Source organism: Pseudomonas sp. SJZ077, from assembly GCF_007993905.1.
GTDB lineage: Bacteria > Pseudomonadota > Gammaproteobacteria > Pseudomonadales > Pseudomonadaceae > Aquipseudomonas > Aquipseudomonas mandelii.
Genome location: NZ_VIUJ01000031.1, coordinates 23241 through 39849 on the forward strand (window position 1 = coordinate 23241; position 16609 = coordinate 39849).

Here is a 16609-nt window from a genome sequence, read left to right on the forward strand (position 1 = left end):
TGCAATAAGCTGCTCTAAGCTTAGCTTACGGTTGCTGAACGCAAGTTTTGTTGATCGACGCAGGGTAGAGGGCATTGCCGTGCATGCCCTCGGTGCAGGCTAATTCACTGCCGACCAGAGTTGGCGGTACGCGGCCACCAGTTGGTCCAGGGTGAAGGCGAGATTTCGCCCGCTCGGGTTGGGCAGGACCCAGACCTGGGCATTACCAAAGGTGTGTGCCTGAAGCCCCCAGGCAATGGTTCGCTGGCCGGATAGCGCGCTGTACGCCGACTTGCCGAGAAACGCGACGTAGCGTGGCGCATAGCGAGCGATCTTCTGTTCAAAACTCGCGGCGGCGGCGGTGAATTCGTGCAGGGATAACTGATCCGCCCGCGCCGTGGGCCGATCCACCACGGCCGTCAATCCGCAGTGATAATTCAAGATCGTTCGGTCGTTTTCCGGGCGCACCTCCTCCGGCGTGAAGCCTGCCAGATGGAGCGTGCGCCAGAAACGATTGTTTCGTCCGGCAAAGTGGTGCCCTTGAGCGGCGGCCGTCATGCCCGGGTTGATGCCGCAGAAAATCACCGCCAGATGTTCCGCCAGGATGTCTTCAAGTCCTTCACGCACCGCACATGACCCCGACCGCATTGCGTGCCAGTTCCGTCAATTCCTCTCGGGATTTGCCTGCCCGCGCGCGTATCGAAATACTGTGCAGCAAGGAAGACGCGAGGACGGCGAGGGCGGCGGCGTCGACGTCGGCTTTCAGTTCGCCGGAATCAATGGCCGTGCGCAGGCGTGTTTCCAGATCGGCATCGAGCCTGCTGAGCCGGTCGGAAAGCACTTCACGAATTTCCGCATCCTCGACCGCTTCGGTGGTCGCCGTGCCAATCGCAAAACAGCCGCGCGGTTGGCCGTCACCCGAGAAGTAGATCGATAGCTGCCCCTCGTAAAAACGCATCAAGGCATCGCGCAGGGGCAGGGTGGTGTCCGTCAGCGCTTCATGCATCGCCGCCGCAGCAAATTCCCAATATTGCTCAAGCGCTTTTATGTAGAGCGCGTGTTTGTCGCCGAATGCGGCATAGAGGCTGGGGCGATTCATGCCCGCTGCCGTGGCGATGCTGTCCAGCGAAGCGCCGGAATAGCCGGTGCTCCAGAACACACCAAGCGCTTGCTGCAGCGCAGTCTGCGGGTCGTACGCGCGAGGGCGGCCGCGACCTTTTCCTTCGGTAATCTTTTTTTGTGCCATGTCGTATAAAAACCTTGATGGAGGGTAGGCGTGGGGATATTCTTACACCATCGCACAAAATTAAGGAACCAGAAATTCCTTGGTTTACGGTTTGTTGAAGCGGAACTCGAACTGAGTGTTGCGGCGACGAAACAGGTGCGGCGGAGCGATCCTCCAGTCCGTGCTCGGGCTTGATTCCTCACAGCAACTATTGACGTCGGGGCCGCCGCATTGTTTGCCGGCCCGATGTCCCGGTGAAAGGTGTATTCGATCATGACTAAACAGTTCGACATCCCGGCTTCGCAGAGCTTCGAGCACCCCGCGCCGAACCTTGGCGATACGCCTATCAAGAAACCCTTCAAACAGAAACTGCGGCCGTTGCTGATCATCGGGCTGCCGCTGATTGTCGCCGCGGTTGGCTATGCCCACCATCAAGCGGGCGCGGCAATTGTTTCGACCGATAACGCCTACGCCCGAGTGGCCAAGGCATCGATCAATGCGCGGATTTCCGGGCAAGTGGTCGAGATCGCCGTCGAGGACAATCAGCGCGTACACAAAGGCCAGGTGCTGTTCCGCATCGATCCGAAACCGTTGCAGATTGCCGTCAACCGTGCAGAAGCACAGATCAGCGTGGCGCGCCTGCGGATCGATGGACTCAAGGCCAACTACCGGCAGCAGCAGGCTGAGCTGCAATCGGCGAAAGAGTCCGCCGATTTCGATCAACGTGAATTTGCCCGGAAAAAGGCGCTGGTCGCGACCGAGTTTGTCTCGCGCGCCATTTACGAGCGCGCCGACACGGACCTTAAAGTCGCCCGCCAACGGGTCACGTCAATCGAGCAACAGATCGCCAGCACCGTCGTGGCCTTGAACGGCAATCCAGACATCGACGTTAATGCCCACCCGACGGTTCGCGAAGCCAAGGCGCAGCTCGACGAAGCGCAGCTCTACCTGTCGTACGCGACGGTGTATGCGCCGGACGACGGCATCGTGGCCAAGGTCGACGATTTGCAGGTTGGCAACTTCGTCAACAACGGCGCGCCAGCCTTTGCCCTGCTGTCCGATCGCGAGATCTGGGTCGAGGCCAACTTCCGTGAAACCGACGTCACCCACATGCGTCCCGGCCAGACCGCGACCGTCAGTATCGATACCTATCCGGATCACGTTTTCAAAGCTCACGTGACCAGCATGAGCCCGGGTGCCGGATCGGACTTCGCCCTGCTGCCGCCGGAAAATGCCACCGGCAACTGGGTCAAGGTTGTGCAGCGCGTACCGGTGCGGCTCGAGCTCGATGAGGTCGATCCTGCGTTGCCGCTGTTCTCGGGCACCAGTGCCACGGTCAAGGTCGATACCGGCTACCGCACGCCCTGGTGGCATCCGCTCAAGGCGCTGTTGACCGCAGGTAACTTCTGATGAACGCCAACCTTGCCGGACCCCAAGGTGCGGGAACGATAAGGTTCGCCGCGCTGCTCGCGACTTACATGCAGTCGGCGAACCTGCCGCTTCCGAATGCCGTACTCAGGTTGATTCAGGGCAGCCTGTCGATGACCGACGACCAGGCCGGGTGGATTTTCACCTCGTACCTGGCGGCGAGCGCCATCACCATGCCGGTTGCGCAATGGCTCGCCGGGCGATTCGGCCTGAAACTGGTTTATCAAACCGCGCTGGCCTTTTTCGTCCTTGGCTTGCTGCTCTCCACCCAGGCAACCACGCCACTGGAGTTCATCGGCGCGCGCATTATCCAAGGCCTGGCGAGTGGCGTGCTGGCACCGTTGTCGATGGCGATTTCGCTGGAGACATTGCCCCTGGAGAAGCGCGCAAAATTTGGCGCGACCTGGACCGCCATCGTGCTGTTCGGCATCGTCAGCGGCCCGAGCCTCGGCGGCTGGATCGGCGAGCATTTCGACTGGCGCCCGATCTTCTACATCAGCCTTCCATTGTCGGCATTCATCTTCCTGGTGATGGCGCTGTTGCTGAACGAGAAGAAAGCCGAGAAGCGCCCGACGTTCGATTTCTTCGGCTTCGGCAGCTTCACGCTGGGGTTGATCAGCCTGCAAATGCTGCTCGATCGCGGTGAACGCCTGGACTGGTTTGCTTCGACCGAGATCTGGCTGGAGGCGATCGGCTTTGCGCTGGGGCTGTACCTGTTCGCCGTGCATGTGTTGACCGCGAAGGTGCATTTCCTCAACAAGCGCTTGTTCAGCGACCGCAACTTCGTGCTGTCGACGATCATCTTTTTCGCCGTCGGTTTCGTGCTGCTGTCGACCATGGCGCTGACCTCGCCAATGCTCGACGAGATTCTCGGCTACCCGCCGGACACCACCGGTTCCCTGACCATTCCGCGTGGCATCGGGCTGGTCGGCGCGTTCCTGCTGATGAACCGTGTGCCTGAGCGCTTCGACCGTCGGCTGTTCGTCGCTGCAGGCGTTGCCGTGGTGATTTATGCCAACTGGCTGATGCTCGGTTACTCGCCGTTGATGGACTGGTCGCCGGTGGCGGTGGCCGGTGCGATCCAGGGCATTGGCATCGGCATCTTGATGCCGTCGTTGACCAAGGTTGCGTTCAGCACGCTCGACCCGACGTTACGCCCCGAAGGCACCGGTCTGTTCAATCTGTCCCGTGTGTACGGCAGCACTTTGGGCGTGGCGATTGTGCAGCTGTATTTCTTCAACAACACGCAAGCGATGCACGTGGCGCTGGTGAGGAACCTGACGCCGTACCGCGTCGGGCCGATGTCCCTGCAAGCCCTGGCGGAGCTCAACCACATGGTCACCCACCAGGCAGCGTTTATCGCGGTGGTCGATCAATTCAAGATTTTGATGGTGGCGATGCTGGTGGTGAGCCCACTGGTTGTCTTTCTTCGCAAGCCCGTTCCGACCAACTAGTTTTCGTGGAGTTTGCCCAATGAAATCCAATGCGCACTTCCTCAACAGACAGCTGTTCAAAACCACCTTCGGTGCGGTATCGGCGCTGGTATTCCTGACCGCTTGCACCGTCGGCCCTGACTACCAAATGCCGCCGCCGAGCCTGTCGCAACACTACGACCAGCAGGCCGAGCAACGCCTCGGTCAGGGCGGCAACACGCCCGGTGAACAGCATATCGACCTGGGTAAAAAGGTCCGCGGTGACTGGTGGACAGCTTTCCAGTCGCACAAGCTCAACAGCGTGGTGCGTCGCGCCATCGAGGGCAATCTTGAACTCGTGGCAGCGGACGCAACAATCCGGCAAGCCGCGTCTTCGGTAGCTGCCGCGGAAGGTGCGTTGTATCCGCAAGTCGATTTTGGCGCGACGGCAGGCCGCCAGCGGGTACACAACGCCAAGGAGCCTGCCACCTCCAACTTCTATGCAATCGGGCCGCGGGTTGGCTTTGACCTTGACGTGTTCGGCGGCAACAAGCGCGTGATCGAACAGCAAGAAGCGTTTACCGCGCTGCAGAAGCATCGTTATGAAGCGGCGTACCTGACCCTGACCGGCGACGTTGCCAGCCAGGCATTGTTGGTGGCTTCCGCCAACGCACAGATCGCGGCCGTCGAGAAGCTGCTGGCCAATGACGCCAAGAACCTCGACCTCGTGCGCATGGCCCACACCAACGGCACCACCACGCAGATCGACGTTTCGTTGGCCGAAACCCGGCTCGCCCAGGACCGCACGCTGCTGCCGCCCCTCGCTCAGCAGCGCGATGCGGCACGCCACGCGTTGTCGATTCTGACGGGCAAAGGCCCGGGTGACTGGAGCGCGCCGGACTTTGATTTTGCCGAGTTCGTATTGCCGGCGAACGTGCCCGTCAGCGTGCCCTCGGAAATGGCCCACGGCCGGCCGGACGTTCTGCAAGCCGAGGCCGAATTGCACATGGCCAGCGCGGCCGTCGGCATCGCCACCGCCAATCTTTACCCGCGCGTCACGTTGTCCGCGTCGTTGGCCCAGGCCGCCTCAGGCAATGGCGGCGCTGCACTCTGGGGTTTCGCGGCGGGGATCGCGGGGCCGCTGTTCGATGGCGGAACGCTCAAGGCGGAACGCCAGGCGGCGGTCGACGGCTACAAGGCGACGCTCGCCGGCTACCAGCAGACCGTCATTCAGTCGTTTGGTCAGGTCGCGGACGCGCTGCAAGCCATCAACCATGACGCCGAGCAGAACCTGGCGCAGGAGGACGCGTTACGCGCCGCCGAAACCAGTTTTCGCTTGAACCAGCAAGCGTATGCGCAAGGCGAGAACAGCATCCTCCAGGTGCTGGAAGCCGAACGTGCGTATGAGCAGGCGTTGCTGGGGCAAATCAGGGTGAAGACCGCGCAATACCTCGACACGGTGCAGTTGTATATCGCGCTGGGCGGGAATTCCGTCGGTGCGTTTGAGCAACGCGTTGCCAGCCGCGACGCACCGAAACCTTCGTATCAATAGCCCGGGACTTTGGAGAAAAGAGATGTACGAATCATTTTACGATGGACTTCGCGACACAAAATTCCTGCTCAACCACGGTTCCGGCAAGATGCCGGCGGTGGGGTTCGGCACCCTGTTTCGCGATCTCAGCGTCACCACTCAAGCGGTCAAGGACGCGCTGGAAGCCGGCTTTCGTCATTTTGATTGCGCCGAGCGTTATCGAAATGAAGAGCAGGTCGGCGTTGCGTTCAAGCAAGTGCTGGACGCCGGAAAGATCCGCCGCGAAGACCTGTTCGTCACCACCAAACTGTGGAACACCAACCACCGTCCCGAGCGCGTCAAACCGGCATTCGAGGCCAGTTGCCGTCGGCTTCAGGTGGACTACATCGACTGCTACCTGATTCACACGCCTTTTGCCTTTCAACCCGGCGACAACCAGGACCCGAGGGATGCACAGGGGCAGGTCATCTACGACGATGGCGTTACGCTGATCGAGACCTGGCGCGCACTGGAAAGTCTTGTCGATGAAGGCCGCTGCAAGGCCATCGGCTTGTCGGATATCACGCTTGAAAAGCTCCAGGAAATTGTCGCCGTGGCGCGGATCAAACCCGCTGTCGTGCAGGTTGAATCCCACCCCTATCTGCCGGAATGGGAGCTGTTGGCATTTTGCAAGCAACACGGAATTATCGTCCTGGCATTTGCGCCGCTGGGCCACGGCATGGAGCCCAATGTATTGGAAGAACCGGTGATTACCCAGATCGCCCAACGTGTGCAGAAAACCCCGGCGCAAGTGGCGCTGGCCTGGTCGGTGCAGCGGGGCGTGGCGTTCCTGACCACGTCGGCGACACCGAGTCACATCCGGGAAAACTTCGATATTTCGACCTTGCCGCAACGGGCCATGGTTGAAATTCAGGAGGGCATCACGACCCGGATTCGATTCAACTCGGTGGTCGAAACCGGCGTCCCAGGATTTATTCCGCGCAAGAAGTAACCCATGATGAAGAGGCGGCCTTGCAAGGCCGCCTCTTTTTTCCATCCCCCGAGGTGAAAACGATGGACGTGTTCCAGACCCTGCGGTTTTTCGTGGCGGTGGCCCAGAGCGGCAGCTTTACGGCGGCGGCGCAGGTATTGGACACCAACACCACCAACGTCTCCAAAGCGATCTCCAGTCTGGAAGCCAGGCTGCAAACCCGACTGATCAACCGCACGACCCGCCGTCTGGCGCTGACCGAAGCCGGCCTGCGTTACCTGGAACGCTGTGAGAGGATTCTTGACGAGGTGCGGGAGGCCGACGAGGAAGCCGTCACCGCGAACACCCAGCCTTCGGGGCGGCTGAAAATCCATGCGATGTCCGCCGTTGGCAATCATTACGTGATTGACGCCATTGCCAGATACAGAGAGCTGCACCCTACGGTCATGTTTGATTTGACCCTGACTAATCGACTGCCGGATTTGCTGGAGGAGGGCTACGACATGTCGATCGTGCTGGCCCGGGACTTGCCCGATTCAGGCTTCGTGGCGCAGCGGCTCGGCGTCACGTACAGCATTCTCTGCGCGTCGCCGGCGTACTTGAAAAAACGCGGACATCCGGATTCCCCGGCCGCGCTCGCTGCACATGACTGTCTGAAAATCGTGAACACCGTCATGCCGGTTGAAAACTGGGTATTGGACGGACCCGAAGGCGTGGAAACCGTCAACGTGGCGTTATCACCGTTTCATATCAACACCGCCGATGGCATGACCGTCGCAATCACCAATGGGATGGGGATTGGTATCCAGCCCATTGCATCGGCGGTCAATGGCTTGCGGGCCGGCACGTTGGTGCGTGTATTGCCCGGCCATCACCTTGAAGCGCTGAATCTGTATGCGATCTATCCGTCACGAAAGTTCGTCGATGCAAAAATAAAGACCTGGGTAGCGTTTCTCAAGCACTCCATTCCGGTCGTGTTGGCCGCGGATGAAAACATCGTCGGCTCAGCGAAAAAAAGTTGATTCACACAGGCTGCAGGCATGGAGTGTCGACCCTCCATCATCCTGGCAGCGTTCAACCATTTGAACATCCGGTGCCCATCACCTGGTACTGAAGGACATGGCGTTGACCGTTCGAATCTTCATAGGTCATTTGCGCCGGGACGGGGCCGCACTCGTTCGCAATGTCGGTCACGGCAATGACTTTCTTGATGTCCAGTTGGGTGCTGTAGGTGTAGCGTTCAACCGGCGTCTTACCGGCTTCGGCCGTTGACTGGCTGTCGTTTGCAAAGGACTGTGCGGCGATACCGCCCAGCGCCAGGAAAAGCGCCACTTTCAGGATTTTCATTTTATTCACCGTCTCGTCTGGGTTGCTCCGGTGTCGCCATTGGCTTACCGGGTACAGACGATGCTAGGGCGTTACCCCTCCCTCAAACAGCGGCCCGCTGGACAAACACTGTTGCTGGATTACGCATGAATGGCCGGCGTCGAAAAGCCTGAGACGCATGCTGGCACGTCGCGCTGGCGGTGTTGCCTGACAGCGTACGGAGGCCTGAATCAACGACTTACAAAGTGAATGCGCCGGTCACCGGCAGGTCTTGAAGCGTCTCCTATACTGATCCGCGTTGATCGGTTCAACACAGATCCCGAATGCCGTTGGAACAGCGACTGGCGTTGCGACGGCCTCCCTACGAACTCACAGTCAGGAGAACGATATGACCATCCGCATTGGCGACGAAGCACCGGACTTTACCGTCGAAAGCACCGAGGGCACGCTGCATTTCCATGAGTGGATCGGCGACAAGTGGGCGATCCTGTTCTCGCATCCCAAGGACTTCACCCCGGTGTGCACCACTGAGCTCGGTTACATGGCAGGGCTCAAGCCAGAGTTCGATAAACGCAACACCAAGATCGTCGGGCTCAGCGTTGACCCTGTCAGCAATCATGCGAGCTGGGCCAAGGACATCGAAGAAACCCAGGGGCATGCGGTCAACTACCCCATGATCGGCGACGAAAACCTGGTGGTGGCCAAGCTCTACGACATGATCCATCCGAATGCCAGCGGCGGCGCACGCACCGCCGTGGACAACGCCACGGTGCGTTCCGTGTTCATCATCGGGCCGGACAAGAAGGTCAAGGCGATGCTCATCTACCCGATGAGTGCCGGGCGCAACTTTGATGAGGTATTGCGTCTGCTCGATGCACTGCAACTGAACGCCAAGCACACCGTTGCCACGCCGGTGAACTGGCGTCCGGGTGAGGATGTGATCATTCCGACTTCCGTCTCTGACGAGGACGCGAAGAAGAAATACCCGGATGGTTTCAAAACGGTGAAACCTTATTTGCGCACGGTGGCGCAACCCAAGTAACCCCTAGGGAGACCCCAAGCATGGCCGTCCAAGTCTTGCGCGTCGAGGCAACGCACATCGACAAAATCGCCCCCCTCTTCGACGCTTATCGAGGCTTCTACGGCCAGCCCTCGAACCTGCCGCAATCCCGGGAGTTCATCGCCGAACGCATAGACCGGGAGGAATCCGTGATCTTTTTCGCATCGGACCTTTGCGGTGATGCGCTGGGGTTCGTCCAACTGTACCCGACGTTTTCCTCCATCGACGCCCACCGCACCTGGTTGCTCAGCGACCTGTTCACCAAACCCGAATCCAGGGGGCAGGGCGTGGGCAGGTTGCTGATGAACGCTGCCCGAGCCTTTGCGCTGTCGACTGGCGCCAAGGGCATGGTGCTGGAAACGGCCACGGATAATGTGGGGGCGCAACGGTTGTATGAATCGTTGGGTTACGTGCGCGACACGGGGTATTACACCTACTGCCTTGATTTGAAGCAGGGCTGACCAAGTCAGCCGCTACAGGGCTCCGTGATTAGCCGGCCGGAACCTGTTATCCAGCACTCGATTCACCTCTTCCATCAACGCCGAGGCAACTTCCATCGCTCGCGCAATTGCTCATATTCCCCTTCAGGCATCTGTACCAACACCGGAGACTCACGGGGATTCAGCCACGCGAACAACCGCGAAATATCCCCCTGATCCATTGCCGTACACCCCATCGTAGGCGAGGCAGGTCCCCGCCAGATATGGAAAAAGATGCACGAACCTGCACCCGGTGACGCTGGCGTGTTGTGCTCGATAAAGATCCCTTTGCGATACCCAGCCTCTTCGCGCATCTGCTCGGAACTGTTCCAGTCCTTGGCTATCGCCGCGCCGTCGACCAATTCGTTGTAACGTTCGGATTTTCTGTCATCCACGCACTCTGTGGTCGAGGTCAGCGCAAGATAAGGCAGCTTTGTCTCGGCCGTCGCGTCATAACCAAACGCAGTCCCGAGTCTGAAGATCCCGGCAGGTGCTTTCCCATCACCTTCACGTTTGACCGGCCCTTCACCAGCCTCAACGTTGCCCAACCCTTTACCCCACGCCATCCCGTTCTTGCCGACCACCACCGCAAAGCCGTCGCCGACTTTTCGAAAGCTGGCCCCGTCTCGTTCATAGCGCTGGGCGATGCCCTGAATGTCGTCCCAGTTTTTTGTGGTGACCACAATCAATTGGTGACTGCTGTCCAGTACCTCGCTGGTACTCAGCGGTGTGATGGGAAAATCCATCACGTTCTTCGGCGCTCCGTCTCCACCGAAAGTGAAGTGCCACCATTCTTTCGAGTAACCGGCGAAACCCTCTTTCTCCATGGCGCTGCTGAGCCGCTGACGGTTTTCCTTCGCCGTCGCATTGATCGTCGGGTTGGCGGTGTGCGCACGCTCATCGAAGCAATCGTACCCGGTGCCCATGTCGAGTGCGCCGTCGCGCCAGCGCTGGGCATAAGGCGCGGTGCAATCGACTTGCGCGGCCTTGGGTATCCAGGCGTCGGCGGGCAGAGCCTTGGGGCCGATGAGCGTCAGGTCCACGGTTGAGCCTCTGGAGTGATTCGACACCCGCGCCACATACCCCAGCCGCCAGAAGTCCTGCTTGTCGACGCGCGGATAGAACTCGGCTTTGCGCGGGTTCCCCGGCTCAGTCGCGAAGCGGCCCATATCGGCCACCGCACGGCTGGGTCGATAGCAGTCGAACACCTTCAAGCCGTAGCCTTGCTTTTGAAGTGCCTGTTGCACCCGGGCGAGGGCCTGGGCGGTGTCCAGCGACAGCAGGCACTCGGCGGCATCGTATCCGTCGAGCGAGTGTCCAGTGAAGTTGTGGGCGCTGGCGTAGCGGATATCTTGCTCGATGGTGGGGTCAATCGTGCGCAGATAAACCATGTTGTCGGGTCTGGGCCCGGCATTGGCGATGCCTGGCAGGATGGCGCTCAGCAACAGCAGTGACTGCAGCCACGTGCGGGCGGGCTGGCGGGGGCATTGAACCGGTAAGGGTAGCGAGGAGGGCATACGAACCTTCAGGTTTAAGCGCATGAAGTGGTTGTCGAGTCCGGAGGACGCTTCAAACGATCTTAAACCATGACCACCAGTGTCTGGCTGATTCATATCTGGGTGCAGGCATTACGATGGAAAACGCAAAGGCGCCCGCGATGCTGTCGCGGACGCCACGTTCAGGCGGGTCTTCAGGCCACCGGAATCATCGGGTCGGCCGCTGCCAGAGCGGTGGCACGATCAGCGGCTGGCGGGTAGATCCACTGAGTGTTGATCTGCGTCTTGAGCTCCTTGGCCTCATCCTTGACCAGTTTGAGCTGGCGATCCCAGCCTTCGGTGAACACTGCACCCCAGGCACCCAGGTCGAGGCAGGTCACGTACTTCGGTTGACGGTAAGGGGTCGGCGCAACACCCAGCAGATCCGCGGCGACGTTGTTCCCGGCATGACGGCCCAAGGCGATCGCGTGCTGGCACGACATGGCGGCGAAGTTGCCAAGGTCGTCGGTCGCGGCATAGGCGACGTCGCCGGCAGCATAGACATGCGTCTGGCCCAATACCTTCAGGTTCTCATCGACGTGCAAGCGCCCTTGTGGGTCGCGATCGCTGGTCAGGTGTTCGGTCAGCGGGCTGGCGCGGAACCCGACGGTCCAGATCACCGTCTGGGCTTCGATGTGGCGGCCATCGGCGAGGGTCACGCCGTTGGCGTCCACTGCCGCGACACTGGCGTTGACCACCCATTCGACGCCCAGGTGTTCGGACGCTTCGATGATGGAGGGACGAATGCCATCACCCATCGTCGCGCCGATCTGCGGCGCACGGTCGACAATGATCACGCGCACATCCTGATCGTCGCCGAGCACAGCCCGCAGGCGTGCCGGCATTTCGGTGCCGGTCTCGATGCCGGTAAAACCGCCACCGGCGACCACCACGGTGTTACGCGCAACGCTGGCAGGGCGGTCTTTCAGGGATTTGAGGTGGTCTTCAAGGCGCACGGCGGCTTCGATCTGATCCACGTCGAAGGCGTGCTCGGCAAGACCTGGCACCTTCGGCCGGACCAGCTGGCTGCCTGCGGCCAATATCAGACGGTCGTAGCTCAACGTGCCCTCGTGGCCCGCCTCATCGCGGTAGCCGACGGTTTTGGTCTGCTCGTCGATACGCTCGGCCATGCCTTTGACGAAACGCACACCCACCGAATCGAACAGCGCGTCGAGGGGGGCGAACATCTTGTGCACGTCGGTTTCGTAGAAGCGCGGACGTATACGCAATTCCGCCTGAGGCGCCAGCAGAGTGATGTCCACGTCCTTACGGTCGTGCATGTCCAGCAGACGGGCGGCGCTCAATGCACTCCAGACACCACCGAACCCCGCACCGATAACCAGAATTTGCTGTTTCATGATGTGTTCCTGAAAAGAAGTGGTCAATAGTCTTGAAGTTGTTCTTCAAGTTGGCGGGACGGCAGTCGTCCGCTGTGAGTGCATGGTATTGGCGGAACTTTTCCGGCGCACTGCTACGTCGGTTCAGAAAAGTCATACCTCAGTGGCAGGGATCTATACAAAGGTATTAACAGGGGCGCGGAGCAACACATTCAGGAATGTTCTCAGTGGTGTGAAGGTCTGCGAAGTGGCGCTAGTCTGTAAGGTGGTGACACTGGACGACAGCCTGACCGCAGTGCGGCCTATAAAAAAACCAACGTGTGTTCACCCTCAGATGAACAAAAGCATGCAGTTATCCTGGGACGACGGTGAGCGTATTTTCTGTCGGGAGCTACGCGCGAACGCCGGCAGCGACAGCCCTGTGCTCATCGCGCGGCCTGCGGCGGAACAACCTCTCCCGGCCTGCCTTGGCCGACTCGCACATGAGTTTGGCCTGAAGGACGAACTCGATCGCACGTGGGCGGTGCAGCCGCTTGAGATGTTGCGTGCCACGGTGCAATTCACGCTGCCCGGCCCCCGGATTAATACTTAGGTTTAGGGGAGGTATATTCATAGGTCGTTCAGACTAATCGTATGTACAAATGAAACTCCGCAACCCTGTTGATAGAGTCAATGCAAGGGTTACGGAGGAAGTTGTCATGAGTGCTTTTACCGCCAAGTTCGTCGAACGCTGTTTATCGCTTCGCTCAACTGCACGTGTTTGCCTGACCATCATGACAACGGAGATGTCCAGTCAGTTAAGCGCCCTGTTGCCCGGCAATCACCCCTTCGCCGAAACCTACCTGTCGTCCGGCGTTGTGTTGAAACTGATCGACGTCCAGGAGGCCGCGGACAGGGTGCCTGTCGGTGCGCATCTGGTGGGGCCACGCACGTTCTATATGCATCACGGCATACATCTAGGCGGTGGAAAAGTGGCTCACTATTCCGGGTTCAGCAGTTCATTCAAACCCGGCCCCGTCGAAGTCATCGATCTTGAACGTTTCGCCCACGGCAAACCGGTCTGGATGTATCAGGAGCCAGGCGACTTTCCCTGCCATGAAATCGCCAACCGGGCGCGCTCCAGGATCGGCGAGAATCAATACCGGATTTTCTCCAATAACTGCGAGCACTTTTGCAGTTGGTGCACCCGCGGCAAAAGTTACAGCGCCCAGGTCAATGCCTGGTTGCACAGCCCACGTTCTTTGTTCTCTTTTATTTCGGCGCTGGAGCACAACTTTATTGCCTAGTGCGGTTAGGCCCGAGCGCGACCCTACAAAAACGTCGCGCCTCGGAAATCGGCCTCAGGTGCTGCTACACTTTTTTGCTACCCATTCTCATTGAGGACCGCCCATGAGCGGCAATTCTTCCTCCAGTAAGCAAGGCAATCAAGGTTCGATGGTGTACGTGGTGGATGACGATGCGTCCATTCGCGACGCCTTGGCTAATCTGTTGCGCTCTGCCGGGATCCAGGTCCAGACATTCGCTTCCACGGCCGAGTATCTTCAGCATCCGAAGACCGGGGGCGCCAGTTGCCTGGTCCTTGATGTACGACTGCAAGGGAGCAGTGGCCTGGACTTCCAGCGTCAGTTGGTGGAATCAAACGCGAACATCCCCATTATTTTTATCACCGGTCATGGCGACATCGAGATGTCGGTCAAGGCGATGAAAGCGGGGGCCGTGGACTTTCTGGCCAAGCCGTTCCGTGAACAGGACCTGCTGGACGCGGTGTCAGGCGCACTTCAGGCCGATATCCGGCGCCGGGAAGTCGAGCAACAGCGATCAGACCTGCACAGCAACTACCAATCGCTGACGGCCCGGGAAAAAGAGGTGATGGCCCTTGCCGCCAAAGGCCTGATGAACAAGCAGATTGCCGGGCAGATGAACCTGAGCGAGATCACCGTGAAAATCCACCGCGCCCATGCCATGAAAAAAATGCACGCCAAGTCATTTGCGGACCTGGTGCGCATGGTCGAGTCCTTGGGGATTGGCCACGATCAATGACTCAAGAGGCCCGCTGGCCCGATCCATTTCGTGCTTCTGAGTCAATTCCTGCCTGTCGTAGACGCTCAAGCTGCAATAGCTGAAAAAGAGGCATTTTGCTGGCCCCGAAGCGTCACGGTTGTCGCCAAAATCCACTTCATTTTCAGGTGGTTAGGCGGAATGCAATTGCGAAGTGTATTTGTCACGATGATCTCGTTTGCCCTGGCCAGCGTTGCAGCCTCTGCCCAAGCCAAGGAACTGGCGTCCAATGACCGGTATATGTGCAGCTGGGGGGCGGGCACGGCGGCGAGGGCCCAGGAACTCAAGCTGGCCGGGGTCTCCCTGTATGCCGCCCGGCAGAAGCTACAGGCCTACAAATTCAGCAAGGCGTGGATGCGCATGATGGCGATGGGCATCACCGAACAGACTTACGACAGCAAGTCGCGGTTCAAGCCAGCGGATGTCCGGCAGAATTTTTATGAAGAGTGCGTGCGCTACAAACTGGCGCGCAAGTAAAACTGAGGTGTAGGACTTACCGCAATTCCCTGTGGGAGCGAGCCTGCTCGCGATAGCGGTGTGTCAATCAACATTGATATCAGCTGATCCACCGCATTCGCGAGCAGGCTCGCTCCCACAGGGTTATGCGGTGATGATTTGGTTTGCCGCTCAGTTCAGACACTGCGCGCCGGCCTTGGCCACTTGTGCATCCTGCTCGGCCTTGACGCCGGACACGCCGACCGCGCCGATCACCTGGCCATCGACGATGATTGGTACGCCACCTTCCAGGGACGTCAGCAACGGCGCGGACAAAAACGCGTAGCGTCCACCGTTGACCATCTCTTCATAGCCTTTCGATTCCCGTCGGCCAAGGGCTGAGGTGCGGGCCTTTTCGGTCGCGATGTAGGCGCCGATCGGGGCGCAACCGTCGAGGCGCTCCAGGGCCAAAGGATGGCCTCCGTCGTCGACAATCACGATGGTCACGGCCCATTGATTATTCTGTGCTTCGTTGCGTGCGGCGCTGAGAATCCGGCTGACTTCGGTCTGGCTGAGGACGGCTTTGCTTTTCATGGGGATACTCCGGGGTTCGATGAGGGCAACGCGGCTTCGACCAGTTCGATCCAGTGGCGCACAGGGGTTCGGCCCGCGCCGTCAAGGTGGGACTGACAGCCGATATTGGCCGTGACAATGACTTCGGGATGACCGCTTTCCAGCGCATTGAGCTTGTTGTCGCGCAGTTGCCGGGACAGCTCCGGTTGGGTCAGCGAATAGGTGCCCGCCGAGCCGCAACACAGGTGACCGTCGGGAACGAACGTGAGGTTGAAACCCAGGCGCGTCAGCAGCGCCTCAACCGCACCGCCGAGTTTCTGTGCGTGCTGCAAGGTGCAGGGGCAATGGAAGGCCAGGCGCTGGTCGCTGTGGATGCCGAGCTGGTCCAGCGGCTCCTCGCGCAACACTTCAACCAGATCCTTGGCCAGTGCGCTGACCTTTCTGGCCTTCTCGGCATACGCCGGATCGGTGCTGAGCAGGTGGCCGTAGTCTTTGATGAAGGCACCGCAACCGCTGGCGGTTTGAACGATGGCCTCGGCGCCTTGTTCAATGCTCGGCCACCACGCGTCGATATTGCGGCGCGCGCGATCAAGGCCGGCCGCCTGGGCGTCCAGGTGATAATCGACCGCGCCGCAGCAACCGGCCTCGCGCGCCGGTGTCACGCTGATCCCCAGTCGATCCAGGACACGCGCGGTGGCCGCGTTGGTGTTCGGCGACAGACTCGGCTGCACGCACCCTTCCAGCATCAGCACCTGTCGGGTGTGGCGGGCGGTCGGACGTTGTTTGGCCGGATACACACGGCGCGGCAGCTTGGCTCGCAGCGTGTTTGGCAGCAGCGCACGGAACACCTGGCCGCTGCTGAGCAGCGCTTTGAACAACCCCGGGTTGGGTACGACGCTGCGCAAGCCTTCGCGCAACAAGCGTTGGTCGAGTGAACGCGGCACAGCCGCATCGACCACCGCGCGGCCGATGTCGAGCAAGTTGTGATAGTCGACGCCCGAGGGGCAGGTGGTTTCGCAGTTACGGCAAGACAGGCAGCGATCCAGATGCTGTTGGGTCTTCTGGGTGACCTCGTTGCCTTCCAGCACCTGTTTGATCAGGTAGATGCGCCCGCGCGGCCCGTCCAGTTCATCGCCGAGCAGTTGATAGGTCGGGCAGGTGGCGTTGCAGAAACCGCAGTGCACACACGTGCGCAGGATGCTTTCGGCTTCTTCGGCGCGGGGCAGTTGGCGGGCCTGTTCGCTCAAGGTGGTCTGCATGG

17 protein-coding genes and 1 pseudogene are annotated in these 16609 nt (G+C 59.9%); 11 read left to right on the forward strand and 7 right to left on the reverse strand.

Features of this window, described 5'->3' with window-relative positions:
* Nucleotides 1–99: 99 nt before the first annotated feature.
* Both mug and FBY01_RS29710 read right to left on the reverse strand, forming a co-directional pair.
* On the reverse strand, nt 100–606 hold the full coding sequence (gene mug / locus FBY01_RS29705; RefSeq protein WP_010459017.1) for a G/U mismatch-specific DNA glycosylase: 507 nt from the start codon (nt 604–606) through the stop codon (nt 100–102).
* A complete protein-coding gene (locus tag FBY01_RS29710; RefSeq protein ID WP_102593335.1) occupies nt 599–1225 on the reverse strand; it encodes a TetR/AcrR family transcriptional regulator in 627 nt (208 codons plus the stop codon). The genes mug and FBY01_RS29710 overlap by 8 nt, the downstream gene beginning before the upstream one ends.
* Before the next feature lie 252 nt (nt 1226–1477).
* Here FBY01_RS29710 and FBY01_RS29715 point away from each other — a divergent pair, with 252 nt between their 5' ends.
* The 5 genes from FBY01_RS29715 (at nt 1478) to FBY01_RS29735 (ending at nt 7567) form a co-directional block, all read left to right on the forward strand.
* Nucleotides 1478–2614, forward strand: a complete 1137-nt coding sequence (locus FBY01_RS29715; protein ID WP_145310790.1) for an HlyD family secretion protein — start codon at nt 1478–1480, stop codon at nt 2612–2614.
* Complete coding sequence (locus FBY01_RS29720) at nt 2614–4086, forward strand: DHA2 family efflux MFS transporter permease subunit (protein ID WP_010459020.1); 1473 nt, start codon at nt 2614–2616, stop codon at nt 4084–4086. The genes FBY01_RS29715 and FBY01_RS29720 overlap by 1 nt, the downstream gene beginning before the upstream one ends.
* A 19-nt stretch (nt 4087–4105) precedes the next feature.
* Nucleotides 4106–5596: an efflux transporter outer membrane subunit gene (locus FBY01_RS29725; protein WP_145310787.1), complete on the forward strand. Its 1491-nt coding sequence runs from the start codon at nt 4106–4108 to the stop codon at nt 5594–5596.
* Nucleotides 5597–5618: 22 nt separating this feature from the next.
* A complete protein-coding gene (locus tag FBY01_RS29730; protein ID WP_145310785.1) occupies nt 5619–6566 on the forward strand; it encodes an aldo/keto reductase in 948 nt (315 codons plus the stop codon).
* 62 nt (nt 6567–6628) lie between these two features.
* On the forward strand, nt 6629–7567 hold the full coding sequence (locus FBY01_RS29735) for a LysR family transcriptional regulator (RefSeq protein WP_145310783.1): 939 nt from the start codon (nt 6629–6631) through the stop codon (nt 7565–7567).
* 52 nt (nt 7568–7619) lie between these two features.
* Here the strand turns inward: FBY01_RS29735 and FBY01_RS29740 are convergent, their stop codons facing one another.
* Entirely contained in the window at nt 7620–7892 is a 273-nt protein-coding gene (locus FBY01_RS29740) for a DUF2790 domain-containing protein (protein ID WP_083377129.1), read from the reverse strand.
* Nucleotides 7893–8259: 367 nt separating this feature from the next.
* On the opposite strand from FBY01_RS29740, the gene FBY01_RS29745 reads away from it, so the two are divergent.
* Together FBY01_RS29745 and FBY01_RS29750 are read left to right on the forward strand one after the other, a co-directional pair.
* The gene (locus FBY01_RS29745) at nt 8260–8913 is read left to right on the forward strand and encodes a peroxiredoxin (protein ID WP_010459028.1); all 654 of its coding nucleotides are present in this window, start codon (nt 8260–8262) and stop codon (nt 8911–8913) included.
* 20 nt (nt 8914–8933) lie between these two features.
* Nucleotides 8934–9392 carry an N-acetyltransferase gene (locus FBY01_RS29750; protein WP_145310781.1) on the forward strand — a complete coding sequence of 153 codons (459 nt, stop codon included), beginning with the start codon at nt 8934–8936 and terminating at the stop codon, nt 9390–9392.
* A 74-nt stretch (nt 9393–9466) separates the two neighbouring features.
* On the opposite strand, the gene FBY01_RS29755 is transcribed toward FBY01_RS29750, so the two are convergent.
* Entirely contained in the window at nt 9467–10927 is a 1461-nt protein-coding gene (locus FBY01_RS29755) for a M15 family metallopeptidase (RefSeq protein ID WP_145310812.1), read from the reverse strand.
* A gap of 173 nt (nt 10928–11100) precedes the next feature.
* A complete protein-coding gene (locus FBY01_RS29760; protein ID WP_010459035.1) occupies nt 11101–12303 on the reverse strand; it encodes an NAD(P)/FAD-dependent oxidoreductase in 1203 nt (400 codons plus the stop codon).
* 325 nt (nt 12304–12628) lie between these two features.
* Here FBY01_RS29760 and FBY01_RS32400 point away from each other — a divergent pair.
* The 4 genes and pseudogenes from FBY01_RS32400 to FBY01_RS29775 form a co-directional block, all read left to right on the forward strand.
* A pseudogene (locus tag FBY01_RS32400) lies at nt 12629–12850 on the forward strand (serine/threonine-protein kinase PknK); the annotation flags it as partial.
* Between the two features lie 130 nt (nt 12851–12980).
* Nucleotides 12981–13568 carry a lecithin retinol acyltransferase family protein gene (locus FBY01_RS29765; RefSeq protein WP_145310779.1) on the forward strand — a complete coding sequence of 196 codons (588 nt, stop codon included), beginning with the start codon at nt 12981–12983 and terminating at the stop codon, nt 13566–13568.
* A 103-nt stretch (nt 13569–13671) separates the two neighbouring features.
* Nucleotides 13672–14322: a response regulator transcription factor gene (locus tag FBY01_RS29770; RefSeq protein WP_145310777.1), complete on the forward strand. Its 651-nt coding sequence runs from the start codon at nt 13672–13674 to the stop codon at nt 14320–14322.
* 159 nt (nt 14323–14481) lie between these two features.
* Nucleotides 14482–14817 (forward strand): hypothetical protein, encoded by a 336-nt coding sequence (locus tag FBY01_RS29775; protein WP_010459046.1) that lies wholly within the window; start codon nt 14482–14484, stop codon nt 14815–14817.
* A 150-nt stretch (nt 14818–14967) separates the two neighbouring features.
* Here FBY01_RS29775 and FBY01_RS29780 read toward each other — a convergent pair whose 3' ends face one another.
* Together FBY01_RS29780 and glcF are read right to left on the reverse strand one after the other, a co-directional pair.
* A complete protein-coding gene (locus tag FBY01_RS29780; protein WP_010459048.1) occupies nt 14968–15369 on the reverse strand; it encodes a heme-binding protein in 402 nt (133 codons plus the stop codon).
* Nucleotides 15366–16607: a glycolate oxidase subunit GlcF gene (gene glcF / locus FBY01_RS29785; protein WP_145310775.1), complete on the reverse strand. Its 1242-nt coding sequence runs from the start codon at nt 16605–16607 to the stop codon at nt 15366–15368. Before glcF ends, FBY01_RS29780 begins: the two co-directional genes overlap by 4 nt.
* Nucleotides 16608–16609 lie beyond the last annotated feature (2 nt).